The organism is Luteolibacter sp. Populi (assembly GCF_040801775.1).
Taxonomy (GTDB): domain Bacteria; phylum Verrucomicrobiota; class Verrucomicrobiia; order Verrucomicrobiales; family Akkermansiaceae; genus Haloferula.
Genome location: NZ_CP161812.1, coordinates 1,351,176 through 1,375,929, shown reverse-complemented (window position 1 = coordinate 1,375,929; position 24,754 = coordinate 1,351,176). Strand labels below are relative to the sequence as shown.

Sequence of the window (24,754 nt, the reverse complement as noted above, 5' to 3'; positions counted from 1 at the left end):
CTGAATCCATGCGCGTCTTCCGTTTCATCATCGCCCTGTTCCTTCTTCACGCGCCCTGCGAAGCGGCGGGTCCGAATGGCAAGACCAGCTGCCGTTTTCTCGGCTTGGAAGGGATCGAGGCACCGCCGCCGCTGCTGAATGTTTCGCCGGATGGAGTCGAGGTCGCGTGCACGGTTCCGATCGCCACGCTTTCGCCGGACACGGCGTGCTTCGCCAAGGGTGAGGCGATGGCCTTCGTGGCGGCGAGCGACCGCAAGCTGGTGGCGACCGCGACGATTCCCGCCGGGGTGACCTCCGCGATCCTGGTCTTCATCCCCGCGCCGAAACCGGCGCAAGTCCCGTGGAAAGTGCTGGTGATCGATGACTCTGCGAAGACCTTGCCCGATGCCGGGGCCTTCGTTGCGAACCTCTACAACCAGGAAGTCCGCTTCGTGCTGGGTGCGAGCAAGATCATGCTCAAGGCCGGGACCAGTCACAGCCTGCCCCGGCCCGAGCCGCGGGATGAATTCAACATGGCTCCCGTGGTCTTCCAGTTCCAGCAGAAGCAGGACAAGTGGGCGACCGCGAGCGAGAGCATGCTGCGCTTCGTCCCGGGGGCCCGTTATCTCATGTTCGCGTATGTCGATCCCGCTTCGGGCCGGCCGCGGATCATGACCTGCAAGGATTCCTACCGACCGCCGCCACCGCCACCGCCTTGAGGTTGCATGCTCCCGCGGTGGTCCCGGATTGCATGGCTTGAAGCTTGTGTCACGATGGCGATCGCATGATCCGCTGGACTGCCCTGCTTCCCTGTTGCCTTGCCTTGGCACAATGCTGTCTTCCCGAGGATGCTCCGAGAAGCGTTTGGACGAAGAAGCCGGAGAGCCATTCAACCGCGTCCGTCGCTAGAGCAGGTCCGCCGCCGGCGAAGCCTTCGGTTCTTCCGCGCCCGCTACCCCAAGCAACGGCTCACGGTTTCATCCGGCAGAAAATGGAAGGGATCATCATACCGATCATCGACTTCGAAGACACCAGCGTGGAGGAAGCTATCGATTTCCTGAGGCTGCGGAGCTTCGAACTCGATCCCGATGCGGACCCGACGAGAAAAGGGATTTCCTTCGTCGTCCGGAAGCCAAGGGGAGAAGTCGCAGCCTTGGACGAAGATGCCGCCGGGGGGCTCGGGGTAAGGGAAGTTCCGGGCGCGCTGCGCATCAAGGAATTGAGGATGAGAAATGTCAGCTTATGGGATGCCCTTCACCGGGTGGCGGATGAAACCGGTCTTAGGGTCGAAATCAGCGACCGCGGAATTCTACTACGCCCGAAGTAGGCGCGCTGCTTCCCGGGATGCGGCCAAGGGAATGACGCCGCTGTGACGAACTGCTTCCGGGTTTCTTGGCAAAAAGGACTACACCTTAGGGTGCATATACGGATCGGCGGATCCGTGGCTTGATGATCGGGTTACCCGGATTGACCGGGGGACACAACCTCCCACCGATCATTGTCATGAAGTTCGCACTCTCCATCGTCGCCAGCACGCTGCTGGTCGGGACGGCAGCGTTTGTCTGGATGAAGGCCTCTCCTGCGCCCGTGGAGATGAGCAAGGACGAGAAGATCGCCCGCGGCGCTTACCTCGTCCGCCTCGGCGGTTGCGCCGATTGCCACACGCCGAAGATCATGACCGGGAAGGGCCTCGTCGATGACGAGAACCGCGCCTTCTCCGGGCATCCCGCCGATCTCGAATTGCCGCCCGCCCAGCTGGGTGACGGACCTTGGGGAGCCGCGACCGCGGGCATGACGGCATGGGCCGGGCCCTGGGGTGTGAGCTACGCTGCCAATCTCACCGCCGATCACTCCACCGGCTTGTTCTCGGAAGAGACCTTCATCGCGGCCATGCGCACGGGCAAGAAGCGCGGTATCGGCCGGGACATCCTGCCGCCGATGCAATGGCAACCGCTGGCCGCCGCTTCCGACGCGGATCTGAAGGCCATCTACGCCTTCCTGCGTTCCGTGCCGGCGGTGCACAACAGCGTGCCCGAGCCGAAGCCACCGGTTTCCCAGTCCGCGGCCACGAGCGCGCCGACCCGCGGAGCCATCGCGCAGGGCTACCCGCGGGGGTTCTGAGGTGGGTTTCAATTGGGAACGCCCAGCCCGGCTTATACCAATTTTCCGAAGGGATCTGACTTTAGATCAATGCTTGTAAGGATTCACCGGCAAGTCTCCGGAACGGAAGCCGTCGCGTAGCGACCGTGGACTGCGCGCAGCCTGCTGCCGCTGGGGGCAGGCAGCCTGCTGCCGTGAAGCACGGGAGATCCTCGTATCCCGCTCCGTCCGCGGCTCGCCACATCCGGTGCTTCGCCTTTGCAGCGCCCCTTGCAGCAGGCTGCATCGGGACAGCGGCAGCAGGCTGCGCGCAGTCCACGGCGGCGAAGCCGCGGAAGGCGGATCCTTACAGGCATCGCCCCTCAGCCCAAATCCAGCACCACCGGGCAATGGTCGGAGCCGGTGACGTGCGGCATGATCGAGGCGTCCTTCAGGTTGCCCAGCATGCCCTTGGAGGTCCCGAAGTAGTCGATCCGCCAGCCTACGTTCCGCTGGCGGGCTCCGCCGCGCATGCTCCACCAGGAGTAGGCTTCCTTCTTGTCCGGGTAGAAGTGGCGGAAGCTATCGTGAAAGCCGCTGCCCAGCAGCAAGCCGAAGCCGGCGCGCTCTTCATCGCTGAAGCCGGCGCTCTTGCGGTTGTCCTTCGGGCGGGCGATGTCGATCTCCTGGTGCGCCACGTTCAGGTCGCCACAGAAGATCACCGGCTTGGTCTTCTCCAGGCCATTGAGGTAGAGGCGGAAGGCCTCGTCCCATTCCATCCGGTACGGCAGGCGTCGTAGTTCGTCCTGCGAGTTCGGCGTGTAGACGTTCACCAGGTGGAAGTCGGGATACTCCAGCGTGAGCACGCGGCCTTCCTTGTCGTGGTGGTCGATGCCCATGCCCAAGCGCACGTTCAATGGCTCATCGCGGGTGAAGACGGCCGTGCCGGAGTAGCCGGGCTTCTCGGCCGAATTCCAGAAGGACTTGTAGCCGCCGAATTCCAGCGGCAGGGCCACCTGCTCCGGGCGGGCCTTGGTCTCCTGCAGCGCGAGGATCTCGGGCTTCTCCGTGGCCAGGAATTCAGGGAGCCCCTTGCCGAGGGCGGAGCGGATGCCATTGACGTTCCAGGAGATCAACTTCATGGCGTGAGGAAAGCGCGGGAGGGTGGGGGACTCAATCAAAAGTACAAGGAGGGGGGGCGTCTCGCGCCCCTTCTCGGCTGCAAAAGACAGGGGCGCGAGACGCACCCCCTCCTTGCACAAAAAAGCCGCACCCCGTGAGGAGTGCGGCTCTTTGGAAAAACTCCAATTAGCGCTTGGAGAACTGGAAGCGCTTGCGGGCGCCGGGGCGGCCTGGCTTCTTGCGTTCCTTCATCCGCGGGTCGCGGCGGAGCAGGCCGTGCGGCTTGATCACCTTGCGAAGTTCCGGTTCGAAGATGGTCAGCGCGCGGGCGATCGCCAGGCGGATCGCACCGGCTTGGCCGTGGATGCCGCCACCGTGGGCAGTCACCGTCACGTCGAACTTGTTCAGCAGGTTGGAGTGCTGGAAGGGAGCCAGAACGGTGTTCTGGAGGGGCAGCGTCGGCAGGTATTCCTCGAAGGAACGGCCGTTGATGACGATCTGGCCGCTGCCTTCCACCATGCGGATGCGGGCGACGGCGTCCTTGCGGCGGCCGGTGGCGCTGAGATTCTTAACTTCGCTCATGTTCAGAGAGGTTCGTTGCTAGCCGGTTCAGGCAATTTCGAAGGCTTCCGGCTGCTGGGCCTCGTGCGGATGCTCCGGGCTGGCGTAGACCTTGAGCTTGCCGAATTGGGCGCGGCCGAGGCGGTTCTTCGGGATCATGCCCCAGACGGCGTTTTCCACCATCAGCACCGGGCGGCGCTTGCGGAGCATGCGCGGGGTCTCGGTCTTCTGGCCACCCACGTAGCCGGAGAAGCGGGAGTAAATCTTGTCGTTCTCCTTGGTGCCGGTCAGCACCACTTGGTCCGCATTCACCACGATCACGAAATCGCCGGTGTCAATGTGCGGGGTGAAAATCGGCTTGTGCTTGCCGCGCAGGAGGCGGGCAGCCTCGACGGCGACTTGGCCCAGGACCTTGTCCTTGGCGTCGATCACATACCATTTGCGCTCGATGTCGGTCGGCTTGGCGGAAAACGTCTTCATGAGAATGGAACCTTTATCCCTCGGCGGCACGCGGGCGGCGTCTCGCGGCGGAGGGGCGCGCAAGCTAGTTAGCGGGCCAAGGGGTGTCAACCGGAAATCTGCCTGAACTTTCAAGCAAGCGGCAGCAGGGAGTTTTCCCGCGCGCCGGAATTCCGCCCTGCCGGGAGGCACGCCAGTTGCTCACGACATTGCGCGACCCTGCCTTTCTTTCCTTGTGAGGGAAGGCCCTCCCACCCATTATCCCGACATCCGGTCATCCCCCAATGGTAGATCAACTCACGCTTCAGCCGTTCTTCGATTCCCTCGGCCAACCGGCCTCCCCGCATGCCGTCGGCGTGAATGCCGCCGCCACCGCCCGCATGGAGCGGATTCTCAAGTCCCCGGTGGACGCCCCGGGCCGCGGCATCCTGCTGCGGGCCCCGCGCGCGGGCTTCGGCAAGACCCACCTGCTGGCCCAAGTCCAGCAGCGCCTGGGCACTTCCCACGAATTCCTGCCGCTCAATCCGCTCGATGGCTCGCGGACCGATGCGCCCTCGGCGATCGAGGCCGCGCTGCGCCGCCTGACCCGCCAGCTTCCTGCCGGCGGCGGTCTGACCGCGCTCGATCTCCAGGCGCGCCGGATCTTCTCGCTGGCGCTCCAGCCGCTGGTCAGTTCCGGTGAGGTGCCCTGCCAGGACCGGGAGGCCGCGCTCGCCGCACTCCGCCAGCGCCCGGTGGAAACCTTCGACTTCCACCACTCCCAGGCCGTCACCGCGCATTGGACGAAGGAGAACTTCGAAGTGCTCGGCCCGCGTCTCGCGCTGGAGCTCAGCCGCCGCACCGGCACCTCGCTGAATGAGTCCTCCTTCTGGCTGGCCTCGCTCTTCCGCTTCGCCATCGCCGTGCCGGAGCATCCCGGTCGCACCGGCATGATCATCCAGTCCGCCACTTCGGAAGCCGGGGTGGAGCGCTACGCCGCCCTGCTCGCCATGCTCTCGCTGATCGGGCGGGTGGTGGTCGCCGCGGACGATCTGGAAGGCATGCATGCCGATCCCCAAGCGGCCCTGCGCTTCGCCAGCTTCCTCGCCTCCGCGCGCCAGGAGGCGCCGCGCGTCGATGTGGTGGTCTCGCTGAATGATGACATCTGGGAAAGCGCCTTCCAGCCCGCCCTCAGCGGTGGCCTGCAGGACCGCCTCGGCGAGGTCGAGATCCGCCTCGAACCGCTCGACGATGCCGGGGCCATGGCCTTGCTGGAATCCCGCATGCCCGGCCGTGCCGCCTCCCTTGGCCGCCGCCTCGCCTTGGCCCCCGGGGAATTCTACGCCCGCCGTGTCCTGCGCAAGGCCGCCGACCTGCAGGAAGATGACGGCATCGCCCCGACCCCGCTGCTCGCCGAGATCGCTCCCGCTCTTGCTCCCGATGCCGAGCCACCCCGGCCCGCGGCGGTCGAAGCCGCGCCGCCGCCTCCGCCTGAGGAAAAGCCGCAGCCGGGGACGACCAGTCCTTTCGCGATGATGGTGGAAGACGAAGCGCCGGAGCCCGCCGCTCCGGAAGCCTTCGTTGTCGAAGCCTCCGAGCCACCCTCGCCGCCGCCCTTCATGGAAGATTTCATGGAAGAACCGGCACCGGTCGCCGCCCCGGAAATCGCTGCCGCCGTGGAGTCTGTGGATCCTGCCGAGGCCGAGATCGTCCGCCCGCCCTCGCGCCGTCCCGGTGACTCGCCCTTCACGACCGTCCTTGATTACGATCTCGACGAACCGGCACACGCTTCGCGCCCGCCGGCCGAGCCGCAGAACTTCCAATCCGCTGCCACCCCTCCGCCTCTCACTCCCGTGGAAGAGCCGGAAGGCGCGCCTGCGGAAGCGACCCCGGTCATCTGGCCGAAGTCCGATCCCGCGCCCGAGCCCTCAGCCGAGACTCCCGAGCCCGTCGCCGCCGCCCATTCCGGCGGCGACCGCATCGACGACCTCCTGCGCCAATTCCGCGAACGCTACGGACGGGAGTGAAGGGATTTTTCCGGCTCTCCGTCAGGTTTGCTGATGCCCCTTCGAGAAAGCTCTCAATGCGGCTACGCCGCCCTCGGCGGGAGACACATCGTGATCCATCAGCAAATCTGACGGAGAGCCATTTTTCCCTTGCCTCTTTCGCGTCGCTAGTTCCATCTTCCGCCCGCCCCGGTTCCCGGGGTGATCTTCAAAATCCGGCGTAGCTCAGCGGTAGAGCGGATGGCTGTTAACCATTAGGTCCTAGGTTCGATCCCTAGCGCCGGAGCCAATTTGAAACGCGCATCCTTCACGGGTTGCGCGTTTGGTGTTTTCGGAGGTCTTGGTGCGACTGAACCCTTCGCATTCTCCCGCGAGCCCCCGGCCGGGCGGGGATCCCTTGACCTAACCTCACTTAAGCGAATCTTTTATTCCTTGAATGCAGTCTGCTGCTCCTATGTCTTTTGACCATGAAGACCCTCCTCCTCCTGACTCTTCCCTTTGCGCTCTCATTAAACCTCCATGCAGCGACCGGCGACTGGAAGGAGATGCAGGGTAGTGATGGCCGTGCCATGCGCGTGCGCTTCGAAGGAATCGACAAGGATAAATACCTGCTCCGCCGCGAGTCGGATGGCCAGTTGTTCGCTGTAGCTCCCGAGAAGCTGCCCGCGGCATCGAAGCCTGCCTTTGAAGCAGAGGCGAAGCAGCTGTCCGAGGAGATCCCGAAGATCAACGTTACGGCCGGGCACGAAATTTTCTCCGGCCAGCCCTTCGAGATCCGCCCGGCCGAAGGGATGGCAACCGCCTTGAGCCTGAGGCAGGAGTCGAAGACCAAGCACAGCGCGAGTTGGCGCGCCTACACGACCGCGACGTATAAGCTTTTCGGCGCACGTCCTTACTCGGTGGCGCTCTATTCAGGTGAAGATGGCAACGCCACGGTGATGTCCGCGGTCTATGCCAACAAGGGAGACTTCATGAGCGGCGTTGGCGAGGGTGAGGATCACTTCGATGGCGAGAGCGAGGCCGATGTGAAGTCCCTCACAAAGGCGATGGAAGCCGATGAGAAAGCAGTGCTCGCCGCGATATCGAGCGTGCTCGGCGAGCCGAAGATGCAGCGCTTCGGGGATTCCCGTGCCACACGGAGAACGGTCCGCCGGTGGGATTGGAACGGCCACGCGTTTCTCCTTTCGAACGAGGAAGCGGAATACGTGTCCCTCTCGATCGTTCCGCTCAGCGTCGCGGATGGAGGCGGGAAGACCGCCAAGGTCAAGGACGCCGACATCCGCAAGCGTCTGAAGGATGACGTGGTGAAGGATGAGGAAAGCGGTGACGTTTATCTGGGCCAGATCCCGATGGTGAACCAAGGCCCGAAGGGCTACTGCGTGCCGGCGACCTTCGAGCGCGCGATGCGCACGGTCGGCCTGGAAGCGGACATGTATTTGCTCGCGATGGTCGGCAAGAGCCAGATGGGCGGCGGAACCTCGGTGCAGACGATGCTGGAGGAGGTCCGCTCGCAGGTCCGGAGCAAGGGCCGCCGGACCAAGGACGAGAACTCGAAAGAGCTGCGGGTGCGTGACGTGAAGCGCTACATCGATGAAGGCGTTCCCGTGATGTGGACCATGCGCTCCCTGGACGAGTATAACGATCTGGCAAACAGCAACACCACCAATCGCCAGAGCGTCACGGACTGGGAAAAGTGGGCGGAGGAAATCGCCGATAAGGCCAAGACGCTCGCCAAGCAAGAGGCGGACGAAGATCACCGTCACATCTGCATGATCGTGGGATACAATGAGAAGACGAACGAACTCGCGGTTTCCGATTCATGGGGCCCGCGCTATGAGCGCCGCTGGGTGCCGGTAGGGCTGGCCAATTGGGTGAGCACCGGCGGGCTTTTCATGATACTTCCCTGATTCCGATCCATCATCCCGGCTCGCCCGGAAACTCCGCATCTTCCGTCGGCTGGATCTTCTCTCCGTGACGTTCCGCCCAGACCTGGGTGAACTCGGCACCGAAGAGGAGAATGATCGAAGAGTAATACAGCCAGATCAGCACGAGGGCGAGGGAGCCTGCCGTGCCATAGCTGGAGTTGGTCGCTTCCCGCCCGAGATACCACCCGATCAGCATCTTCCCGAGGGTGAAGAGCAGGGCGGTGAAGATAGCGGCGAAGCGGACGTGATGCCATTTCACCCGCACGTCCGGTAGCACCTTGAAGATCGCGGCGAAGAGCAGGGCGATCACCGCGAACGAGGCGATGCCATTGATCGTGTTCCAGAGCGCGGCGGGCAGTTGCAGGATGGTGTCGGCGTATTTGCCGAGGGCCGCGAGCACGGCGCTCAGGATCATCGAGGTCAGCAAAAGGAAGCCGGTGCCGAGCACCATGGTGAATGAGACGAAGCGCGACTTCAACTCGGCGAGAATCCCGCTGCCGCTTTTCGGCTTCACGCCCCAGACCCGATCAAGGGCCATCTGGAGCTGGCCGTAGAAGCCACCTGCGCCGATCAGCAGCATCGCGATGCCGGCGATGGAAGCCCAGATGTTGCCATCGGTCTTGTAGGCATGGGCCACCATGTCCTGCACTGCCAGGGCACCGCTCGCACCCAGGCTGGCGCGCATCTCATCGTCCAATTGCCCGCGCACCGCATCCTCTCCGAAGACCGTGCCGGCCACCGCGATCGAGATCAGCAGCAGCGGGGCGAGCGAGAAGGCGGCGTAGTAGGCCAGCGAGGCGCTCAGGGTGAAGGCATCGTCCTCGTGGAATTCGCGGAGCGTTTGCTTCAGGACATTCCAAGCAAGTTTCGCATCCATTGCTTCCCTCTAACATGGATCGTGCCGCTTTCCTTGGAAGGTTCCACGCAGCCTCCCGCGGCTACCATGGATCGGTTGCAGTATCGTGAGCGTTCAAGATGCAAGGACGGCCGTGCATCTTGCCGGTGTTGGTTCAAGCGGTTGACAGGCTGCGTTACCGGTTCGTGGTTCCCGGCGAATGAGTCTGACAGATCGCCTTCCCGCCACACTTGCCAATAGCATGCCCTCTTGGCTCACCTGGGCTCCCGGAGGAACGCCGGTTTGGGCATGGCTCGCGCTGCCGGTGGTCGCCTGCCTCGCCTGGCTGGTGGCAAAGTTGATCGGCTCGCTGGCGAGTTCGATCGTCGGGCGGAAGGAAGAGGGGGAAGAGAAGTCCCGCTTCAAAAGATTGGTGGCATTCTCGCGCAAGCCAGCGCAGTGGTTCGTGGGCATCGCTCTCTTCCACCTCGGGCGCAAGCCGCTGCCGATCTCGGGCGAGCTTCAGGGATTCCTCCACTACTCCGAGCTGGCCCTGGGCACTCTCGCGATCTTGTGGCTGATGCTACGGCTGGCCGGTGTCGGCTCGAACTTCCTGGCGGCGACGCTTGATCGCACCGGGCGCTCGCATGCCAAGGCCGCCATCCCGCTTGTTAGGAAGGTTCTCAAGGGCGCGATCATCATCTTCGGCGTCGTGTTCCTGTTGCAGAACCTCGGCATCGATGTCGGCGCGATTCTGGCGGGGTTAGGCATCGGCGGCCTCGCCTTGGCCTTGGCCGGGAAGCAGACGGTGGAGGACCTCTTCGCCGGCGTCACCCTTGTCGTAGATCAACCGGCGCGGGTCGGGGACTTCTGCAAGTTCGGGAGCAGCGCGGGCACCATCGAGGACATCGGGATCCGCTCGACGAGAATCCGCACGGTCGATCGCACCTTGCTCACGATTCCCAACGCGAAGCTGTGCGAACTCCCGATTGAGAACGTGACCGTGCGCGACCGCATCCTTCTCAAGGCCGTGCTCGCTCTCGACTACAAGACAGCCCCTGCCCAGATGCGGGCGATTCTCGAAAGCATGCGCGCCCTGTTAGACGAGCGTCCGGACATTGCGCCCGGCAGCCGGGTCAGGTTCATCGAGTTCACCGAATCCGCGCTGAACTTGGAAGTATTCTGCTACGTCACGACCCGCGATATGAACGAATTCCTGAAGGTCCGTGAGGAGATCTATCTGCGGATCATGGACATCGTCACCGAGTCGGGATCCGGCTTCGCCTCGCCCACTCCACCGGTGGTCTTGCAAGCCGCCGAGCAGGTGACCGTGGGAGGGGGAGGGAATTGACGAGGCCTCCAGAACCACGGTCCCTACAAGGTCCGCGAGACGTGGTAAGTAGTCCCGCCTTTAGGCGGACGAAGCCACCTCGAAAGCTCTCCTCCCTACGAGGCCCCCCGAAGTGATTCGCCTCAGGGGACCGTTCGTCCGCCTGAAGGCCAATGCCGTTAAGGACCTGTTAGATTCTGAGGCTCCTAGATGGCGACAAACGTTGATTTAGCAATGCCTCTCGTTGCAGCTCATTCTAGACGGGGCTGGCGAAAAATGAAAAACCCGGACGACAGGTTGTTAATGTTCAGCAAGTTGCAACCAGTCCTTAACGGCATTGGCCTGAAGGCGGGACTACGTACCCTTGGATCCGCAGCGTTCACGAGGCGTAGTATCAAGAAGCCACCTCGAAAGCTCTCTTCCCTACGAGGCCCCCCGAAGGATCCGCCTCAGGGACCGTTCGTCCGCCTAGGCGGGACTACGTACCCTTGGATTCGGGACCTCCGCGGGGCTTCGAACTACGCGTGATGCAGCAAAATCGAATTCGCGCTGAAATGGTCCGACAGGATATCCGACACGATCACCAATGGCGTGCCCTGCTTCACCAGATCCGCCTGCCGCAGCATCTCGATCGCGCGCTGGATCGTCTCGTCGATGGTCGCCGCGAAGGGCAGGCGGAAGGCCTCGATGTTCCGTGTCAGGGCGAGCTGGCGGCAGACCCGGTCCTTCGGGGTGAAGGCATAAAAACCATTGGTCCGCGGACGCAGCATCGCCGTGTGATTGGCCATTACCCCGCGCCGTGTCAGCACGATCAGCCGCGCGTCCGGCAAGCTATCGACCAGGGTCACCGCCGCACGCGCCGCCTTCTGGCGTTCGTCGCGGAGCAGCACGCACTGGCCGAAGCCCAGCCCGCCGGTGCGCTCGATGCGCATGCTGATCTTCACCAGGGCATCCACGCAGCGCAGCGGGTGCAGGCCCACGCTGGTCTCGCCGGAAAGCATCAGCGCATCCGCCTCTTCGTAAGCCGCATTCGCCACGTCCGTGACCTCGGCGCGCGTCGGCGTCGGGTTCTGGATCATCGACTCCAGCAACTGCGTCGCCACGATCACCCGCTTGCCGAGTTCATGGCAGCGCTTGACCAGGCGGCGTTGCAGGATCGGCATTTCCTCGAAGGGCACCTCGGTGCCTAGGTCGCCGCGGGCCACCATGATCACGTCGGTCGCCTGGATGATGGCATCGATATTGCGGATCGCTTCCTGGTCCTCGATCTTCGAAACGATCTGGGCCCCGCCTTCGAGTCCTTCCACCGCCTCGCGCAGCTCGCGCACATGGGCGGCATCTCGGACGAAGGAGCCGGCGATGTAGTCGGCGTCGCACTCCACGGCCAGGGCGAGATCGATGCGGTCCTTCTCGGTCAGCGCGGGCAGATTGAGGCGGGTGCCGGGCAGGTTGATGTGGCGTCGCGAGCCCATCTTGCCGGCGTTCTTCACCTCGCAGATGATCCGGTCATCCTTGCGGGTCTTGATCTCCATCAGCATCGTGCCGTTGTCGACCACCAGGGTCCGGCCCTCCGCCACGTCGTCCATCAGGCCGTCGTAGTTCACGGTGGTGGACAGCGCCAGGCTCGGCTCGGCGGTGGACTTCCGGAATTCGACCAGGTCGCCGATCTTCAGATCGTAGGGCTTTTCCAGGTCGCCGGTGCGGATCGAGGGGCCGGTCAGGTCGAAGAGCACCGCCACGTGGACGGACCGCTCCGCCGCCGCACGCCGCACCCGGCGCGCCATCTCGCGCGCCCATTCATGCTTGGCGTGGCTCATGTTCAGCCGGAACACGTTGGTCCCCAGATCGATGAGCTGGCCGATGATTTCCTCGGACTCCGTCGCCGGGCCGAGGGTGATGATGATCTTGGTTCTGCGCGACATGGACGGGAGAAGTCTAAAAGGCGGCGCGACCGCAGTCGAGCGGGGAGACCTGCATGTTTCGTGCCGGAATCGACAAAGGTGGTCCGCACACGCCAAAGGTGGTCCGCAAAGGCGGTCCGCACAGTCCTCTGTGCGGCGAAGCAGTTCTGGCGGTGGCATCCGCCCGAGGGCCCCCGGGTGAAGCGCGCGACAAGGGTGGCTTCACCGCACAGAGGATTGCGCGGACCACCCTTTCAAGGCCCGGGCAGACTACCTTGCGAGCATCCTCCATCGCGTCCAAACTCCCCCCAGTGAAAGCCGCCCTCCTCCTCTGCCTCGCCCTCACCGGTCTCCTCCCCGCGGAGGTAAAGGAAGAAGCCGTCACCCATGGCGGGGCCAGCTTCCGCGTCGTAAAACTCTCCCCCGCCCAAGTCCGCCTCGTCTGGAAGGACGCCGCTGGCCAGCCCTACCGGACCTTCGACAAAGTCCAAACCACCTTCGCCAAGCAAGGCAAGAGCGTGAAGTTCCTCATGAATGCCGGCATCTTCGAGCCCGGCGGCATCCCCTCCGGCCTGCACATCGAGGACGGCAAGGAACTGCATCCGCTCAACACCGCGGCAGGGAAGGGGAACTTCTTCCTCCAACCGAACGGCGTCTTCCTCATCCGCGAGCCCGCCGGCGCGCAGGCCACCCCGCGCGCCTCCATCCACGAGACCGCCTCCTTCGCCGCCGCGGAGAAGCCAGTGCCGCCGCCCCGCTACGCCATCCAATCCGGCCCTTTGCTCCTCCTCGACGGCAAGCGCCACCCCGCCTTCCAAGACGGCTCCGCGAACAAGAAGCATCGAAACGGCGTCGGCGTCGATGCCGATGGCAAGCTCGTCTTCGCCATGACCGGCAAGGGTCAGGTCGTGAACTTCTGGGACTTCGCCGGTCTCTTCCTCAAGCTCGGTTGCAAGGACGCCCTCTTCCTCGATGGCGATATCTCGCAGATGTCCTTGAACCCCGCGGACAAAGTCGAAAGCAATCAATTCGGCGCGATGTTCGTGGTGGTGGAGCAATAGCCGGGTGCCTCGTGGTTTGCTCGGAAGCCATCGGCTTTACATCTTCACCCGGGCCACCAACTCGCTCCCATCGAAACCCCGGATTTCGATCTTCTGAATCGGAGTTTTTCCGGCGGGCATGGCAAAAGAGGTCGATGCGGAGTTGACGTCGAGCGATGTGACGGGTCGTTCATTGATATAGATATCAAGCCGGGTAATCCCTTTGGTCTGCATTTTCAGGGTCGAATTGCCCCCCGCTTTCTTTTCGACGATGGCGGCGAATTTCCGCAGGGGCTGGGCTTTCAGGAGCGCCCCTGCTGCATTCATCAGATCCGCGTTTTCGCTTAAGAGGTCCTTGCGGGTGAGGAAATGGCGATGGGACGGCTCGACTCCGAGATCCTCCAAAGGCGTTCCGGCATTCGGGCCGACGCGGAGGGTGCGACGGATCGCCACCCTCATGCCCGCGCCATTCGGGAGCTCTTCGTAGACTCCGGCTGGCAAGATATCGCTGACAAAGTATTTTTGCTCCCATACGTTGGCGCCGCCTGCACCGGTGTTCCCATCAGTCCCGAGGATTGGACCAATTTTGTGATCCTGAAAGCCGGCCGCGAAGATATCCGTCGTGCTATAGCAAAGGGCGTCCGTGATGAGGATGACAGGGCCGAAATACCGCTGCGCGATGTCATTGCACTTCACCGGATCAGTGATCGGGAAGCCCGCCGAGAACGCGGCACCGGTTTTCAAGGCTTGGTCAATCGAGCCCACCCAGGCTGAAAGATCAGCCCAACCGGAAGCCGGGCCGTTTTTCTGGCAGATCTCACGGTTGAGCGGGGAGTTGAGAAACTGAAGCGTCTCGGGTTCGATGTGATGGGGAGTCAAGGTTTGAAGGATCAGCTCGCCATTGTGGATGACACCGCCGCCGTTTCCCCGCACGTCGACGATCAGGCCCTCCCGTGGCAGCAACTCGATCAGCCTGATGAATTCACCTACGAACTCTTCCGGTGGCCAATGATCGAAGGTCCAGATCCGGATACATCCAAAAGTTCCGGCAGGCGTGGTCACCTCGCGCGCGGAGAACACCTGGGGGTAGATCGAGTCGTAGTTGACGGCTCCCATTCCCTGCGGCGCTCTCAGCGCGGCTCGGGCGGCCTTCCCGGAAACCTTTTTGGCTTCACTAATGGTCCGGGGGGCAAAGAGCGCCAATCGCATCCGGCGGACGATGTCCTGTTCGAGGTCGATTCCCATCGAGGCAGCGGCAAGCCCTTTCGCGGCGGTCGGTTCGTTCCCGGAAGGGAATGGCGGATTGGTCTGCCAATCGAATCGGAATTCGGCAGGCTTACCTGCGGAGGTTATGTATCCGACGATCACCCAGAGTTCGTCGGGAGGCGGGGCGATGATCAGCGCGCGGGCGGTAAGCGTTTGGACGCCGCGTGCATGCCTCGCTTCGCGGTTGCTGCCGGCGTAGCGCTGCGCGTTGTTCCACACCGCCCGTTCGATTGGCACTCCGTTCCAGTGCGTCAATTCCACGCCTTTGACGAAAGACGGGTGGCTAAATCCGGTTGCGATGTGGGATGCGATATACTTCCGCTGTCCTGCCTCGTAGTAGTCCTCCACTGCGAACGGCAGAACTGCGGTCATTTCATTGAAAGGCGAGGGAAGCAGATAGTTGGTGTGCAGATCCCGAAGGGATGTGAAAATTTCCGTGAGTTCCAAATGGAACTCGGTTTCGATGAAAGCAGCGGCTTGAGATAGATCGAGGGATTGGAGCAGTAGTTTTAACCGCTGCACCGGATCGATCGAGTGCATCGCCCGCTTGAGGGGGAGATGGGCATAGTTTTGTTCGACCAGCAGGAGCGCTTGCTTTACGATGGTCTTGCCCTGCTCTAACGTAAGCTTTCCCGTGCTATCAAGGAATGTAGAGAGGCTGGTAGCCTTCGCAAAGTGAGGTCTGACAGCTACGCCTAGCTTTTTTACCCAAGGAGCTGGCTTGTCTGATTTCGCATTGCGCCGGGAGGTTTTCGTTTTGGGTTGATGCGATGTTGCTGGTTTGCGGGAGGGCATGGGTTTGAGGCGGTTTAAGTAATAACAGGACGTAACTGGTAGTTAGGTTGCTAGGTGAATTTAACCCGCTCCGCAAGGGGATTTGGTTTAAGAGGGCGGAAGGGTATCGGGACCATGCGCGCCGCCGATGGTGTCGGGCTCCTTCCCCGCCATGTGACGCCCGCCTCCGGTTTCACATGGAAATGCGTCACGCCGTCTCCGGTCCCGCAGCCCGATGCATCAAATCCACGAAGCCGCCTGCCTACGCAAGCACCCGGTGGCCCTTTCGGAACAAGCAGGCTCCGGCCAAGGCTCCGAGGAAGTCCGCGGTGAGATCCGCCGGATCGTTCCCCTGGCGCCCGGGCACATGACTCTGGTGCCACTCATCCAGCACGCCGACCAAGGTGGTGGCCAGCACCGCCAGCAGCAGCACGCGCTTCCAATTGGCAGGCTCCCCGCTTAGCAGGTAAAAGAAGCCCGCGGCCAACCCGCCGCCACCAAGGAAATACCCGAAGTGCAGCACCTTGTCGCTGAACTCGAAGCTCATCCCCGGCGGGAACGCCCGCACTCCGGCAGACAGCCACCACAGCGTACCGACCCACGCGGCCCATGCCGCGAACCACAGCAGTGGATGGCGGAGAACCTTGCGCACGCGCTTACTGTTTGCGCAGTTCGTCTTCCAGACGCTCTGCCAGCCACTGCTTCATCATCGACTGATAGTTCAGGAAGCGCGAGCGGGCGATCCGCTTGATCCGCGACAGCATCCGCGGGTCGAAACGCAGCGTGATCGTCGTGGACTCGCGCGAGTCGGGCTCGTGGACGGAGCCCGACATCAGGCGCGCATCCAGCTCGTGGGTCTCCCAGAAGCGGGCTTCGGTTTCCTCGTCGTCAAAGGCCGGGATATCCGACCAGCGGGTGATGGACTGCATGGGCTGGCTCATTTGAACTCGGCGTATTTCCGCTCGTAGAAGCGCTGCTCACCCTCGCTCATCGGGCGGGCGGTGATCACACGGGTCCGCTTCCCATCGGTCCAGAAGCACAGGAAGAGGTAGCGGTCCGCGACGGTCCGTCCCAAGGCGTAGTAGCGTGCCTCCACTCCGTCTTCACGGTCGGGCAGCAGGCGTACGCCGAAGGGATCCTCGAGGGCTTCCTCGAGTTCGCGCGGTTTTGTCGACTTCAGGTCGAAGTGGACGTCGATGAGGTCGAGTTCCATGGAAAGCGGTTGCGGGCCGGAGAAAACACGAGATGCGAGGAATGGGGAAGCGGAAAGGACAGGGAATCAGGATTCCCCGAGCTTTCCCGGCTTTTGAGCGTCGCCGGGGGAGGGAAACCGAATGCCGAATGCCGAATTTTCGAATGTCGAATGAAGTGTTTTGTAGAACAAAAAGCCTCCTCTGCGAATCAAAGCCGCCCCATTCCCTTCGACACGACATTCTGCATTCGGGAATTCTGAATTCGTCATTCCGATCCCTCCCTCTCAATCATCCGCGAACACATCCACCTCCAGCCGCTCCGCGGACTGGGCGACGATGCGGAAGGGATTCGGGTCCTTGTCCACCCGCCCGTAATAAAATTTCGTGCCGGGACCGGCCGGACCGGGCGCCAGGGTCAGGAGATGCTGGGCCACGCCGATCTCCACCATCTGCTCGTTGAACTGCTTCGCCGTCACCTCGAAGCGCAGGGTGGGGGAGGCCAGGGCCACCGCGGCATCGGCATGGTCCGGGGCCAGCCATTCCTCCACCTGCAGGCCGATCACCCCTTGCAAAAGCTTGTCCGCCCGCGCGAGCACCAGCTCGGGGCTTCGGTCCGTCGAGCCTTCCCGCGCCCGCCAGAGCTGCTTCACCACATCGTATTCCAGCAGCAGGTCCGGCTTGCCGGTCATCTGCCGCTCCACGCCCAGCACGTTCACATCGCTCAGCGACCAGATGTAGGGCTGCCGCCACTGCCAGAGCTGGGTGGAGATGTTGTCGATCACCTGTTGATCGATTTTCATCACGATCGGCACCCCGGCCCGCATCGCATACCAGGTGCCGTCCTTGCTTTGGCCGAAGACCAGCTCGAAGCTCTCCGAGCCGAAGGACACGAAGCGCAGCGAGATCGACGGCCGGTCGAGACCGTAAGGCGTCAGGTCGGTCGCCGCGTCGTTCACGAATTTCAGCACCTTCGACTTCGTGATCGCATCGTGCAGCCGCACCAGCGTGATCGGATTCGCCTTTTCTTCCTCCCCGCCCTTGGCATTGCGGTAGAGCCAGTCCGCGCCCACCTGCGCGCGGCTCAGGACAATCTCCGGTCCGGTGGAGGAGCTGATCAGAATCCCCTGCAAGGACTCCGCGACCAGCAAGCTCAGCCGCGAATCGCGCAGCTCGTCGATCGTGTCCGGCAGCTCGGCCAGCGCGACCATATCATCCTTCACCACCGGCGGCGGAGGCATGCCGGGGGTGGAGGGGACGCTGGGTAGCGTCACGGCGGGCAGCGGTTTCAACCGCAGCTCGAAGACCGTGCCAGGGCGGTCGCTCACCGTGGCAAAAACCGTCTCCGCTTCCGGGGTGACCGGCGGCATGACCTCCAGCACCACCTCGGTCTTTTGCCCGAAGTGCCGCAGGCCGAAGCGCTGGCGGCCGTTCGTGCTTGCCTCCGGCAGCGTCACCTCGGAGCGATCCTTCACCTCCACCGCGCGCAGGTTGAGCAGATCGGTCAGCAGCTTCTTCACCGCCTCCGGATTCGTCTTCAACTCGAGCGGCTTGGTGATCCGCCACGGCGTGGTCGCCCCGGTGCGGGAGAGCAGCAATTCCTTCTCTCCGTCCTGGATCCGCACCGCCTCGAGCTGCAGCGGATTGAAAAGAAAAGGGTGGTGGTCGCGCAGGTGCCGGAAGCCATCGCGGAAGACCGCCCGGATGTCGCCGGTGCAGACATACGTGTCATCGCTGCGGCCGGGATCGAGCGGCTGGACGAAGACCGTCGGGTAATCCTGCTTGGTCTGCGGGTCGATGTGGACCCACTTGGTCGAGTGGCCGAGCAGGTAGGTGGCCAGCAGCTCGCCCTTCCCGTCCTCGATCTTCACGCCGATCTTGCCTTCCTTGAGCCCGCCCTTGGAAGTGTCCAGCTTGCCCTCCGGAATCACGTCCACCACCTGCGTGCCGAGCGTGAATTGGCCGATCGTATCCGCCACCCGCGGGTCCAGGCGATCCTTCCACAGCACCGTCGTGGTGGCTCCGCCGCCCTCGCGGTTCACGCGCCGGCCTTCCGCGGTCCACAGGCCCTTGTCCCAGGTGCAGTCGACGATGAAGCCGTTCCCGCCGAGCTGGATGTGGCGGACCTTCTCGCCGTCGAATTTGTAGAGATACCGGCCCGGCTCGACCGGCGGTGCGCCGAACAAGCGCGACAAATTCCCTTCCTTGATCCGCAGCGCCGCCACCACCGTGACCGAGGCGGCCAGCACGAACAGCAGGAGCGTGAATGTGACAGAGCGCATGGCAGTTCAGGCCCGACGCGATGACCAGACGATCGCGCCGACCAGCAGGGCAAAGGCCGGCAGGAAGAAAAGGTTCACCCGGTTGATGAAGGACAGCTGGCTATCCAGCAGCGGCAGCTTGTAGGTGCCCAGGGTCAGCGGGCCTTCCCCGGTCAGCTCCTCGCGGCCCATCAGCCAGTTCATGGTGCTGGCGGTGAAATTGCGGTTGATGTCGGAGAGATACTTCGGTGCCAGGAAGTCGGAATTCCCGATCACCGCCAGCTTGGAAATCTGCTCGCCCACGTCATCGCGCGCCGCGGAGCCGCGGATCACCGCTCCGGCCAGGGCCACCGGCCCGCGCGTGTCCTCGCGCATGTCGAGCACCGGGTTCGGCATGCTGAAGCGGGTCTCCGCCCAGAATTCCGGCGCGCTGCTCAGCAGGGTCAGCGGAAGCAGGCCCTTGCTCGTCAGGTCGTCGTTGTTCTTGTCGCGGATCGTCAGGCTGCAGGTCGCGCCTTCTAACAAATTGCTCTTGCCCGCGAAGTCCTGGGTGAAGTCCCAGCCCTGCTCGAAGACCCCGCGCACGGTCGTGATGACCTGCTGGCCCTTGGTCGTGAGCACCCGGTCGTTGCCCGGCGTGATCCCCTGGTTGCGCAGGAAGGCGCGCAGGTTCGGCGGCGTGCCGGAGGCTCCCAGCGTCATCAGGATCCCGGCGCGCGGGCGCTGCCAGTATTCGTCCAGCACCTTGATCTCCGCCGGGTTGAAATCGTAGGCCGGATTCACGATCGCGATCGCCGCGGCATCATCCGGCACCCGGTCCATCTCGCTCATCCGCGCCCCGCGGATCATGACGTTCTGGGTCAGCAGGATGTTCTCGAAGCTCGCCAGCGCCCCGTCCGCGCTGTCCGCCGTGAAGCCGCTCTTGTCCAGCATCAGGTAGACCAGCCGCGACTTGCCCTCGATCGCGCCGAGCAGGCCGGCGGTCATCGCGTCCTCGCCGCGGAAGCCGGTCACCTTGCGCTGGCCCTTCTGGTCGGTCTCGAAGCGCGCCATCATCTCCGCCTCGATGAAGCGGATGTGCGGGTTCGTCTTCGCCGCCGCGCCGTCCGCCGCCGCCTTGTCCTTCTCCTCCTTGCTCCGCGCATCCAGGATGATCAGGTCGGTATTGAAAATCGTCTTCTTGTAGGCCTCGCCATACACCGCGCCGAATTGGTCGACCACCTGCTGCGCTCCGTCCGGTTGGCGCACCGGATCGAGCAGCTTCAGCTCGATCTTGCCCTTGGAAAGCCGCGCGTATTCCTCCGCCAGCACCCGCACCTTCTCATACATCGGGTTGCTGCGGCGGAAGGCCACCAGCATCCGCACCGGCTCCGTGCGCTCCTGCAGGGCCGCAGAAGCCAGATAACGCTGCCCCACCGGGGACAGCGTGTAGACCGCCTCCGAGCTCAGGTCCTTCGGGATATGCTGCTGCGAGCTCAGGTAATTCGCCGCCACGAACAGCACCAGCATGCAGATGATCTGCGTCAGCGACAGCACGCCGGTGCCGAGACGCCGGATCGGTCTCACGGCCTTTCGCAAGGGACTTTCGGAATCGCTGCTCATGAATCTAACGGCGCCAGCGGCGGTAATCGATGACCTGATACGTGAAGAAGAGGATCAGCGCCGCCGAGCTCAGGTAATACACCACCGGGCGGGTATCCAGCAGGCCGCGGGAGAAATAGTGCAGGTGCTCCTGGCTCGAGATGTAGTGGAAGAGGCCCGCCGCGCGGAAGTCCTCCCCCCAGATATTCGTCACGTAGCCCAGGAAGAACTGGATCACCAGCATCCCGATCGTCAGCAGGCCCGCGATGATCTGGCTCGAGGTCAGCGCGGAGGCCAGGCAGCCGATAGCCGTGAAGGCCGCGCCCATCAGCATCAGGATCGTGTAGGCCCCCAGCATCGCGCCCGGCGCGTAGGCCGGCGGGATGTCCGTGATCCATTCATACATCCGGAATTGGAGGAAGCCGGGAATCCACAGCAGCGTGTAGAAGGTCATTGCCGCGCCGTACTTCGAGAGCACCACCTGCCAGGTCCGCACCGGGGCCGTCAGCAGCCCTTCGAGGGTCCCGTTGCGCTCCTCCTCCGCGAACGAACGCATCGTGATCAGCGGGAAGATGAACAGGAACCAGAACCAGAACAGCGTGTTGTTGAAGACCGCGTAGACCAGGCTGTCCTGGCTCGGCGAATCGCGGAAACCCTTCATCGCCGTCGACAGCGCCGCGCCCTGCATCGCCGTCACGAAAGCCAGCACGACCCAGCCGAAGGGATTGAAAAAATAACCCCTCAACTCCTTGCGGAGCATGATGAACAACAGTCGCATGAATTCGGTTGGGTGCCTCGCGGGCCGCCTGTTTAAGCAAACCCGCCGCGGGCGGGAAGGGGAATGTTTGAATGCACAAAACGAACGCCGAACGTCCAACGCCGAACGCCCAATATCGAATGGCCCCGCGCGGGACCCGAGGGTGATTCAAACAGTGCTGCTTCACAGCCAGGAGTGCGCCACCCGCCCGCAGAAGCCACTCTCACAGCCCAGCCTCACCTCACCGCCCCATTGCCTTCCATTCAGCATTGGGCGTTCGACGTTGGGCGTTCGGCGTTCGTCTTTCTGCCTTCAAGGCGAAAGCCTCTCCAAACTCCACCCCTCCGCCTTCCTCTCATAAAAAAACCGGTCATGCAGCCGCGCCGGCCCCCCCTGCCAGAACTCAACCGTCTCCGGCACCACCCGATACCCGCCCCAGAAAGGCGGCACCGGAACCTCCCCGCCTCCAACCCGCGCCGTCAGCTCCGCCAGCTTCTCCGTCAGCACCTGCCGCGATTCGATCACCGCGCTCTGCTCCGAAACCCAGGCCCCCAACTGCGAATCCCGCGGCCGCAGGTGGAAATAGTGCGCCGTCTCCTCCGCCGTCGTCTTCTCCACCCGCCCCTGCACGATCACCTGCCGCTCCAGCACGATCCACGGGAAGAGCAGCGACACCTGCGGATTCTCCGCCATGTGCCGCGCCTTCCGGCTTCCGTAGTTCGTGTAGAACACGAAGCCCGCCGCATCGAAATGCTTCAGCAGCACCGTCCGCAGCAGCGGCCTGCCCGCCGCATCTGCCGTCCCCAGGCTCATCGCATTCGGCTCGTGCAGCCCCAGTTCCGTCGCCTGCTTGAACCACCCCTCGAATTGCCGCATCGGATCCGCCTCCAGATCCTCCCGCTGCAAACCCCGGCCCGTGTATTCCTGGCGAAAGTCCGACAAATCCATGCGCGGAAATAGGGCGCGGGCGCGGGATGAGCAAGGACGGGGATCAATGCCCGTCGCAGACCGCCGCTCTTCAATAGACTTCGGGAAGATCACCCTTTTTCCGTCGCTCGTGGAAACACTCCGAGACTCCTTCCGGCCGGTCATTCAGCGGAACTTTCAGCCGCCTGAGATTCGGCAGCTGCTTTGGAAAGCCGAGCAGCCGGCGGGGAATATTCCGTTCGGTGACCAGGGCAAGAATGTCGATCATCAGGCTCCTTCGCTCGTTCCAATCGTCGGAATCGAGAGCCAGTATTCTAACAATACGTCTGGCGTCATCGTCCAAGGGCCTGATTTCACCGGTATCGAGCACTTCGATTTTTCCCGCGATCATGCAGTCCTCCGGATCGGGAAGAAGCGCCTCCCCTTTGGAGAGATTGCACCGCGCACAACTGTAAACCAGATTCCCGTAATCGACCTTTTTCCCCGGGAAGCGGACCTGCGGCAAGTAGTGGTCGGCGTGATACGAACTCGCGTCGGATAAAAATCCCTCGCGCCACAGGCAGTAGACGCAACGGAACAAAAAATCGTCCCGCAGCCAGGGCCTGTAGCTTTTGTAAACCTTATAGCCTCCGGGTCCGTGCCGCCTTGGCGCCTTGTCCGGATAGACAAACGGGAAGGGATTCATCTTTGCGCGCCAACCGCAGAACAGGTAAGGAGTTCGTCACGCATCTTCCGCAGCTCCTCCAGATCCAGCGGGAAGAGCCGGTTCCGGTTGGCGATCATTTCTGCCTGCAAGCCGGCCAATTGCGAAGCCTCCTCGCTGGAAAGCGTGCCCACGATCTCCTTCTCGATCAGTGCGCAGCGACGGGCATTCTTCTCCTCGTTCCACTGCGGTGCACTGGAAGGAAGGTCGATCTTCTTCACAATATGGCGGAAGTCGAACTTCGCTGCAGTGTCACCGTAGGTGGCGCTGAACTTGCGACGCACCTCAAGCTTGCCTCCCGCCCCGATGTGGCTGGCGATCGCGCCGCCGTCCTCAAGATCGAAGTGCTCGAACTTGCGGAGACGGATATTCTCGCCGATTTCGAGGACCTTGGCCATCACGCAGTTCTCCACGGTCTCTGCTCCCCTCATCACGGCGAGGGCCTCCTCCAGCGTTTGGGCATCGGAAGCAGCAAGCGTGTCGGCGATCTCATCGACGAATTCCGCAAAGCTCTCGTGACGGGAGACGAAGTCAGTCTCACAGCTCACTTCCACCAGGATACCGGACTTGCCATCGGCGCTGAGGCGGGCCGCGATGATGCCCTCGGTGCAGTCCCGGGGAGCCGTGCCGGCGGACCTCACCAGCCCCTTCTCACGGAGATACTTTATCGCAGCATCCAGGTCGCCATTGGTCTCGGTGAGGGCCTTTTTGCACTCGATCATGCCGAGGTTGGTCTTTTCGCGAAGTTCCGTGACCAAAGATCCAGTGCTCATGCGATTGAAAGAACGTTGGAGCTAAAGGGGGCGAGAAGTTCGGGCCGAACGGGTCGCGGTCTTTTCCCTCTGTCTCTATGGCGTTGACTTTACCCCAGCGTATTGCAGGAGTCAAGCCGCCCTGAAAACACGCTGTTCATTGGTAATGAGATTGTTAGGATGGTCGATCCCATCGGCTGGTCTGACGGAGGCCCGCCGCCCTTACCTCTCCTCCCCATAGAGCGCCCCCCCAAGAAATCCCCTCCGTCGACAAGGAGCGTCATCCTTTCCTATCAAGGAACTGTCCCGCTCCCGTTCAGGAACCTCAAAGGCCGGCGGACACGCCATCAAGAGGTCTGCAAGCCCGCGGTTCGGCGGATGGCTCACCTTGCGCAAGGTGATGGTGTCGTCATCCACAACGAACACCTCGAGATCGTCTCCCGCCCTCAGACGAAGCTGCTCGATCAGCGCTCCGGGGAGCGCGATCTGGCCCTGGTCTGAAAGCACGGTCGTCATGCTCTTATGATACCTGCAATTGCCGGTAGGACAAGAAGCAAGGCACCCCCTACTTCTCCTCCCCGTAAACCGTCACCACCGTCAGCGGTGCGCCCTTCGCCCCATAGACGTGGAACTCCAGCTTCTTCTTCCCGCCGCTATAACCCAGCTTCAGCGACCGCGCCCCGTTCATATCCATCGAACTCCGGCTCGACGCGCTCATCGAAAACAGCTTCCCCGCCTCTCCGCTCAAAAACGTCTCCACCGCCGAGAGGCTATCCGTCGTATCCGCCACGATGATCCCGTGGATCCGGACCGGCTCGTCCTTGTGCAGCAGCGAGGTCTCGCCCGTGGCACCCGGATAGCGCGGCACCCATGCCGGCAGCTTCGCCAGATCACCTTGGAAGACCTTCACCTCCACGCCGCTGGCGTCCTTCATCAGCGTCCTGCCGTGGGCGATGTCATCATAGGTCGTCGTCACCACTTCGTCGTTCGCTTTCGAACTCAGCATCACCGTTCCCGCCTCGGGATTCGTGCCCGACTTATCGAGATCCGGATACTCCCTCAGCACCGCCTCCGCCGCATCCTTCGCCGGATGCTCCTTGAGCTTCGCCATGGCGTCTTTGACCAGCTTCCCCCCGCCGATCACGGCCAAGACCACCGCCACGATGACCAAGCCGCCGCAGCCGATCCCGGCCCAAGCCGCCGGATGCAGCCCCTTCTTCCTCACCGGAGCTTGGAAGGGGGAGGGCGGGGGAGGCGGAAAGGGCGGCGGGGTCGGGTTTTCCATGCCTCCCTTTCTAGCAAGGCTCCCCGCCACGAATCAAGCCCG

The 24,754-nt window shown here is 63.1% G+C and carries 24 protein-coding genes and 1 tRNA gene; 8 read left to right on the top strand and 17 right to left on the bottom strand.

Annotated elements, in window-relative coordinates; genetic code table 11:
* Positions 1 to 8 precede the first annotated feature (8 nt).
* From ABWK72_RS05370 to ABWK72_RS05360, 3 genes are all read left to right on the top strand, one after another.
* Positions 9 to 698 carry a hypothetical protein gene (locus ABWK72_RS05370; RefSeq protein ID WP_367873755.1) on the top strand — a complete coding sequence of 230 codons (690 nt, stop codon included), beginning with the start codon at positions 9 to 11 and terminating at the stop codon, positions 696 to 698.
* Positions 699 to 970: 272 nt separating this feature from the next.
* Positions 971 to 1,306 carry an STN domain-containing protein gene (locus tag ABWK72_RS05365; RefSeq protein WP_367873754.1) on the top strand — a complete coding sequence of 112 codons (336 nt, stop codon included), beginning with the start codon at positions 971 to 973 and terminating at the stop codon, positions 1,304 to 1,306.
* A 176-nt stretch (positions 1,307 to 1,482) separates the two neighbouring features.
* Complete coding sequence (locus ABWK72_RS05360) at positions 1,483 to 2,100, top strand: diheme cytochrome c-553 (RefSeq protein WP_367873753.1); 618 nt, start codon at positions 1,483 to 1,485, stop codon at positions 2,098 to 2,100.
* 341 nt (positions 2,101 to 2,441) lie between these two features.
* Here the strand turns inward: ABWK72_RS05360 and ABWK72_RS05355 are convergent, their stop codons facing one another.
* From ABWK72_RS05355 to rplM, 3 genes are all read right to left on the bottom strand, one after another.
* Positions 2,442 to 3,200 carry an exodeoxyribonuclease III gene (locus ABWK72_RS05355; protein ID WP_367873752.1) on the bottom strand — a complete coding sequence of 253 codons (759 nt, stop codon included), beginning with the start codon at positions 3,198 to 3,200 and terminating at the stop codon, positions 2,442 to 2,444.
* Positions 3,201 to 3,366: 166 nt separating this feature from the next.
* Positions 3,367 to 3,762 carry a 30S ribosomal protein S9 gene (gene rpsI, locus ABWK72_RS05350; protein ID WP_367873751.1) on the bottom strand — a complete coding sequence of 132 codons (396 nt, stop codon included), beginning with the start codon at positions 3,760 to 3,762 and terminating at the stop codon, positions 3,367 to 3,369.
* Positions 3,763 to 3,789: 27 nt separating this feature from the next.
* Positions 3,790 to 4,221 carry a 50S ribosomal protein L13 gene (gene rplM / locus ABWK72_RS05345; RefSeq protein ID WP_367873750.1) on the bottom strand — a complete coding sequence of 144 codons (432 nt, stop codon included), beginning with the start codon at positions 4,219 to 4,221 and terminating at the stop codon, positions 3,790 to 3,792.
* Between the two features lie 263 nt (positions 4,222 to 4,484).
* Between rplM and ABWK72_RS05340 the strand changes: the two genes are divergently transcribed.
* The 3 genes from ABWK72_RS05340 (at position 4,485) to ABWK72_RS05330 (ending at position 8,092) form a co-directional block, all read left to right on the top strand.
* Entirely contained in the window at positions 4,485 to 6,206 is a 1,722-nt protein-coding gene (locus ABWK72_RS05340; protein ID WP_367873749.1) for a hypothetical protein, read from the top strand.
* Positions 6,207 to 6,399: 193 nt separating this feature from the next.
* Positions 6,400 to 6,474 (top strand) — tRNA-Asn (locus ABWK72_RS05335).
* A 178-nt stretch (positions 6,475 to 6,652) separates the two neighbouring features.
* Positions 6,653 to 8,092 (top strand): C39 family peptidase, encoded by a 1,440-nt coding sequence (locus ABWK72_RS05330; protein ID WP_367873748.1) that lies wholly within the window; start codon positions 6,653 to 6,655, stop codon positions 8,090 to 8,092.
* Positions 8,093 to 8,102: 10 nt separating this feature from the next.
* Here ABWK72_RS05330 and ABWK72_RS05325 read toward each other — a convergent pair whose 3' ends face one another.
* Entirely contained in the window at positions 8,103 to 8,987 is an 885-nt protein-coding gene (locus ABWK72_RS05325; RefSeq protein WP_367873747.1) for a YihY/virulence factor BrkB family protein, read from the bottom strand.
* Positions 8,988 to 9,207: 220 nt separating this feature from the next.
* Here ABWK72_RS05325 and ABWK72_RS05320 point away from each other — a divergent pair, with 220 nt between their 5' ends.
* The gene (locus ABWK72_RS05320; RefSeq protein ID WP_367873746.1) at positions 9,208 to 10,296 is read left to right on the top strand and encodes a mechanosensitive ion channel family protein; all 1,089 of its coding nucleotides are present in this window, start codon (positions 9,208 to 9,210) and stop codon (positions 10,294 to 10,296) included.
* A gap of 497 nt (positions 10,297 to 10,793) precedes the next feature.
* On the opposite strand, the gene pyk is transcribed toward ABWK72_RS05320, so the two are convergent.
* Positions 10,794 to 12,197: a pyruvate kinase gene (gene pyk / locus ABWK72_RS05315; RefSeq protein ID WP_367873745.1), complete on the bottom strand. Its 1,404-nt coding sequence runs from the start codon at positions 12,195 to 12,197 to the stop codon at positions 10,794 to 10,796.
* Between the two features lie 290 nt (positions 12,198 to 12,487).
* Between pyk and ABWK72_RS05310 the strand changes: the two genes are divergently transcribed.
* Complete coding sequence (locus tag ABWK72_RS05310; protein WP_367873744.1) at positions 12,488 to 13,237, top strand: phosphodiester glycosidase family protein; 750 nt, start codon at positions 12,488 to 12,490, stop codon at positions 13,235 to 13,237.
* A gap of 36 nt (positions 13,238 to 13,273) precedes the next feature.
* On the opposite strand, the gene ABWK72_RS05305 is transcribed toward ABWK72_RS05310, so the two are convergent.
* From ABWK72_RS05305 to ABWK72_RS05250, 12 genes are all read right to left on the bottom strand, one after another.
* Entirely contained in the window at positions 13,274 to 15,277 is a 2,004-nt protein-coding gene (locus ABWK72_RS05305) for a S41 family peptidase (protein WP_367873743.1), read from the bottom strand.
* Between the two features lie 241 nt (positions 15,278 to 15,518).
* The gene (locus tag ABWK72_RS05300; RefSeq protein WP_367873742.1) at positions 15,519 to 15,908 is read right to left on the bottom strand and encodes a VanZ family protein; all 390 of its coding nucleotides are present in this window, start codon (positions 15,906 to 15,908) and stop codon (positions 15,519 to 15,521) included.
* A gap of 4 nt (positions 15,909 to 15,912) precedes the next feature.
* Positions 15,913 to 16,185, bottom strand: a complete 273-nt coding sequence (locus tag ABWK72_RS05295) for a CopG family antitoxin (protein ID WP_367873741.1) — start codon at positions 16,183 to 16,185, stop codon at positions 15,913 to 15,915.
* 8 nt (positions 16,186 to 16,193) lie between these two features.
* The gene (locus ABWK72_RS05290) at positions 16,194 to 16,469 is read right to left on the bottom strand and encodes a BrnT family toxin (protein WP_367873740.1); all 276 of its coding nucleotides are present in this window, start codon (positions 16,467 to 16,469) and stop codon (positions 16,194 to 16,196) included.
* Between the two features lie 264 nt (positions 16,470 to 16,733).
* Entirely contained in the window at positions 16,734 to 18,728 is a 1,995-nt protein-coding gene (locus ABWK72_RS05285; RefSeq protein WP_367873739.1) for a DUF4340 domain-containing protein, read from the bottom strand.
* A gap of 6 nt (positions 18,729 to 18,734) precedes the next feature.
* Positions 18,735 to 20,309 (bottom strand): Gldg family protein, encoded by a 1,575-nt coding sequence (locus ABWK72_RS05280; protein ID WP_367873738.1) that lies wholly within the window; start codon positions 20,307 to 20,309, stop codon positions 18,735 to 18,737.
* 4 nt (positions 20,310 to 20,313) lie between these two features.
* A complete protein-coding gene (locus tag ABWK72_RS05275) occupies positions 20,314 to 21,066 on the bottom strand; it encodes an ABC transporter permease (protein WP_367873737.1) in 753 nt (250 codons plus the stop codon).
* Positions 21,067 to 21,357: 291 nt separating this feature from the next.
* Positions 21,358 to 21,993, bottom strand: a complete 636-nt coding sequence (gene pdxH / locus ABWK72_RS05270; protein WP_367873736.1) for a pyridoxamine 5'-phosphate oxidase — start codon at positions 21,991 to 21,993, stop codon at positions 21,358 to 21,360.
* A 70-nt stretch (positions 21,994 to 22,063) separates the two neighbouring features.
* The gene (locus tag ABWK72_RS05265) at positions 22,064 to 22,552 is read right to left on the bottom strand and encodes an HNH endonuclease (RefSeq protein WP_367873735.1); all 489 of its coding nucleotides are present in this window, start codon (positions 22,550 to 22,552) and stop codon (positions 22,064 to 22,066) included.
* A gap of 101 nt (positions 22,553 to 22,653) precedes the next feature.
* Positions 22,654 to 23,448: a translation elongation factor Ts gene (gene tsf / locus ABWK72_RS05260; protein WP_367873734.1), complete on the bottom strand. Its 795-nt coding sequence runs from the start codon at positions 23,446 to 23,448 to the stop codon at positions 22,654 to 22,656.
* A 201-nt stretch (positions 23,449 to 23,649) separates the two neighbouring features.
* Positions 23,650 to 23,943: an AbrB/MazE/SpoVT family DNA-binding domain-containing protein gene (locus ABWK72_RS05255; RefSeq protein ID WP_367873733.1), complete on the bottom strand. Its 294-nt coding sequence runs from the start codon at positions 23,941 to 23,943 to the stop codon at positions 23,650 to 23,652.
* A gap of 49 nt (positions 23,944 to 23,992) precedes the next feature.
* Positions 23,993 to 24,712, bottom strand: coding sequence for a hypothetical protein (locus ABWK72_RS05250; protein WP_367873732.1), 720 nt, complete (start codon positions 24,710 to 24,712; stop codon positions 23,993 to 23,995).
* Positions 24,713 to 24,754 lie beyond the last annotated feature (42 nt).

Bases quoted from the DNA above. Each gene is read 5' to 3' on its own strand.
- ABWK72_RS05370 (WP_367873755.1), top strand. From the start codon at position 9: ATGCGCGTCTTCCGTTTCATCATCGCCCTGTTCCTTCTTCACGCGCCC.
- ABWK72_RS05365 (WP_367873754.1), top strand. From the start codon at position 971: ATGGAAGGGATCATCATACCGATCATCGACTTCGAAGACACCAGCGTG.
- ABWK72_RS05360 (WP_367873753.1), top strand. From the start codon at position 1,483: ATGAAGTTCGCACTCTCCATCGTCGCCAGCACGCTGCTGGTCGGGACG.
- ABWK72_RS05355 (WP_367873752.1), bottom strand. From the start codon at position 3,200: ATGAAGTTGATCTCCTGGAACGTCAATGGCATCCGCTCCGCCCTCGGC.
- rpsI (WP_367873751.1), bottom strand. From the start codon at position 3,762: ATGAGCGAAGTTAAGAATCTCAGCGCCACCGGCCGCCGCAAGGACGCC.
- rplM (WP_367873750.1), bottom strand. From the start codon at position 4,221: ATGAAGACGTTTTCCGCCAAGCCGACCGACATCGAGCGCAAATGGTAT.
- ABWK72_RS05340 (WP_367873749.1), top strand. From the start codon at position 4,485: ATGGTAGATCAACTCACGCTTCAGCCGTTCTTCGATTCCCTCGGCCAA.
- ABWK72_RS05330 (WP_367873748.1), top strand. From the start codon at position 6,653: ATGAAGACCCTCCTCCTCCTGACTCTTCCCTTTGCGCTCTCATTAAAC.
- ABWK72_RS05325 (WP_367873747.1), bottom strand. From the start codon at position 8,987: ATGGATGCGAAACTTGCTTGGAATGTCCTGAAGCAAACGCTCCGCGAA.
- ABWK72_RS05320 (WP_367873746.1), top strand. From the start codon at position 9,208: ATGCCCTCTTGGCTCACCTGGGCTCCCGGAGGAACGCCGGTTTGGGCA.
- pyk (WP_367873745.1), bottom strand. From the start codon at position 12,197: ATGTCGCGCAGAACCAAGATCATCATCACCCTCGGCCCGGCGACGGAG.
- ABWK72_RS05305 (WP_367873743.1), bottom strand. From the start codon at position 15,277: ATGCCCTCCCGCAAACCAGCAACATCGCATCAACCCAAAACGAAAACC.
- ABWK72_RS05295 (WP_367873741.1), bottom strand. From the start codon at position 16,185: ATGCAGTCCATCACCCGCTGGTCGGATATCCCGGCCTTTGACGACGAG.
- ABWK72_RS05290 (WP_367873740.1), bottom strand. From the start codon at position 16,469: ATGGAACTCGACCTCATCGACGTCCACTTCGACCTGAAGTCGACAAAA.
- ABWK72_RS05285 (WP_367873739.1), bottom strand. From the start codon at position 18,728: ATGCGCTCTGTCACATTCACGCTCCTGCTGTTCGTGCTGGCCGCCTCG.
- ABWK72_RS05280 (WP_367873738.1), bottom strand. From the start codon at position 20,309: ATGAGCAGCGATTCCGAAAGTCCCTTGCGAAAGGCCGTGAGACCGATC.
- ABWK72_RS05275 (WP_367873737.1), bottom strand. From the start codon at position 21,066: ATGCGACTGTTGTTCATCATGCTCCGCAAGGAGTTGAGGGGTTATTTT.
- pdxH (WP_367873736.1), bottom strand. From the start codon at position 21,993: ATGGATTTGTCGGACTTTCGCCAGGAATACACGGGCCGGGGTTTGCAG.
- tsf (WP_367873734.1), bottom strand. From the start codon at position 23,448: ATGAGCACTGGATCTTTGGTCACGGAACTTCGCGAAAAGACCAACCTC.
- ABWK72_RS05255 (WP_367873733.1), bottom strand. From the start codon at position 23,943: ATGACGACCGTGCTTTCAGACCAGGGCCAGATCGCGCTCCCCGGAGCG.
- ABWK72_RS05250 (WP_367873732.1), bottom strand. From the start codon at position 24,712: ATGGAAAACCCGACCCCGCCGCCCTTTCCGCCTCCCCCGCCCTCCCCC.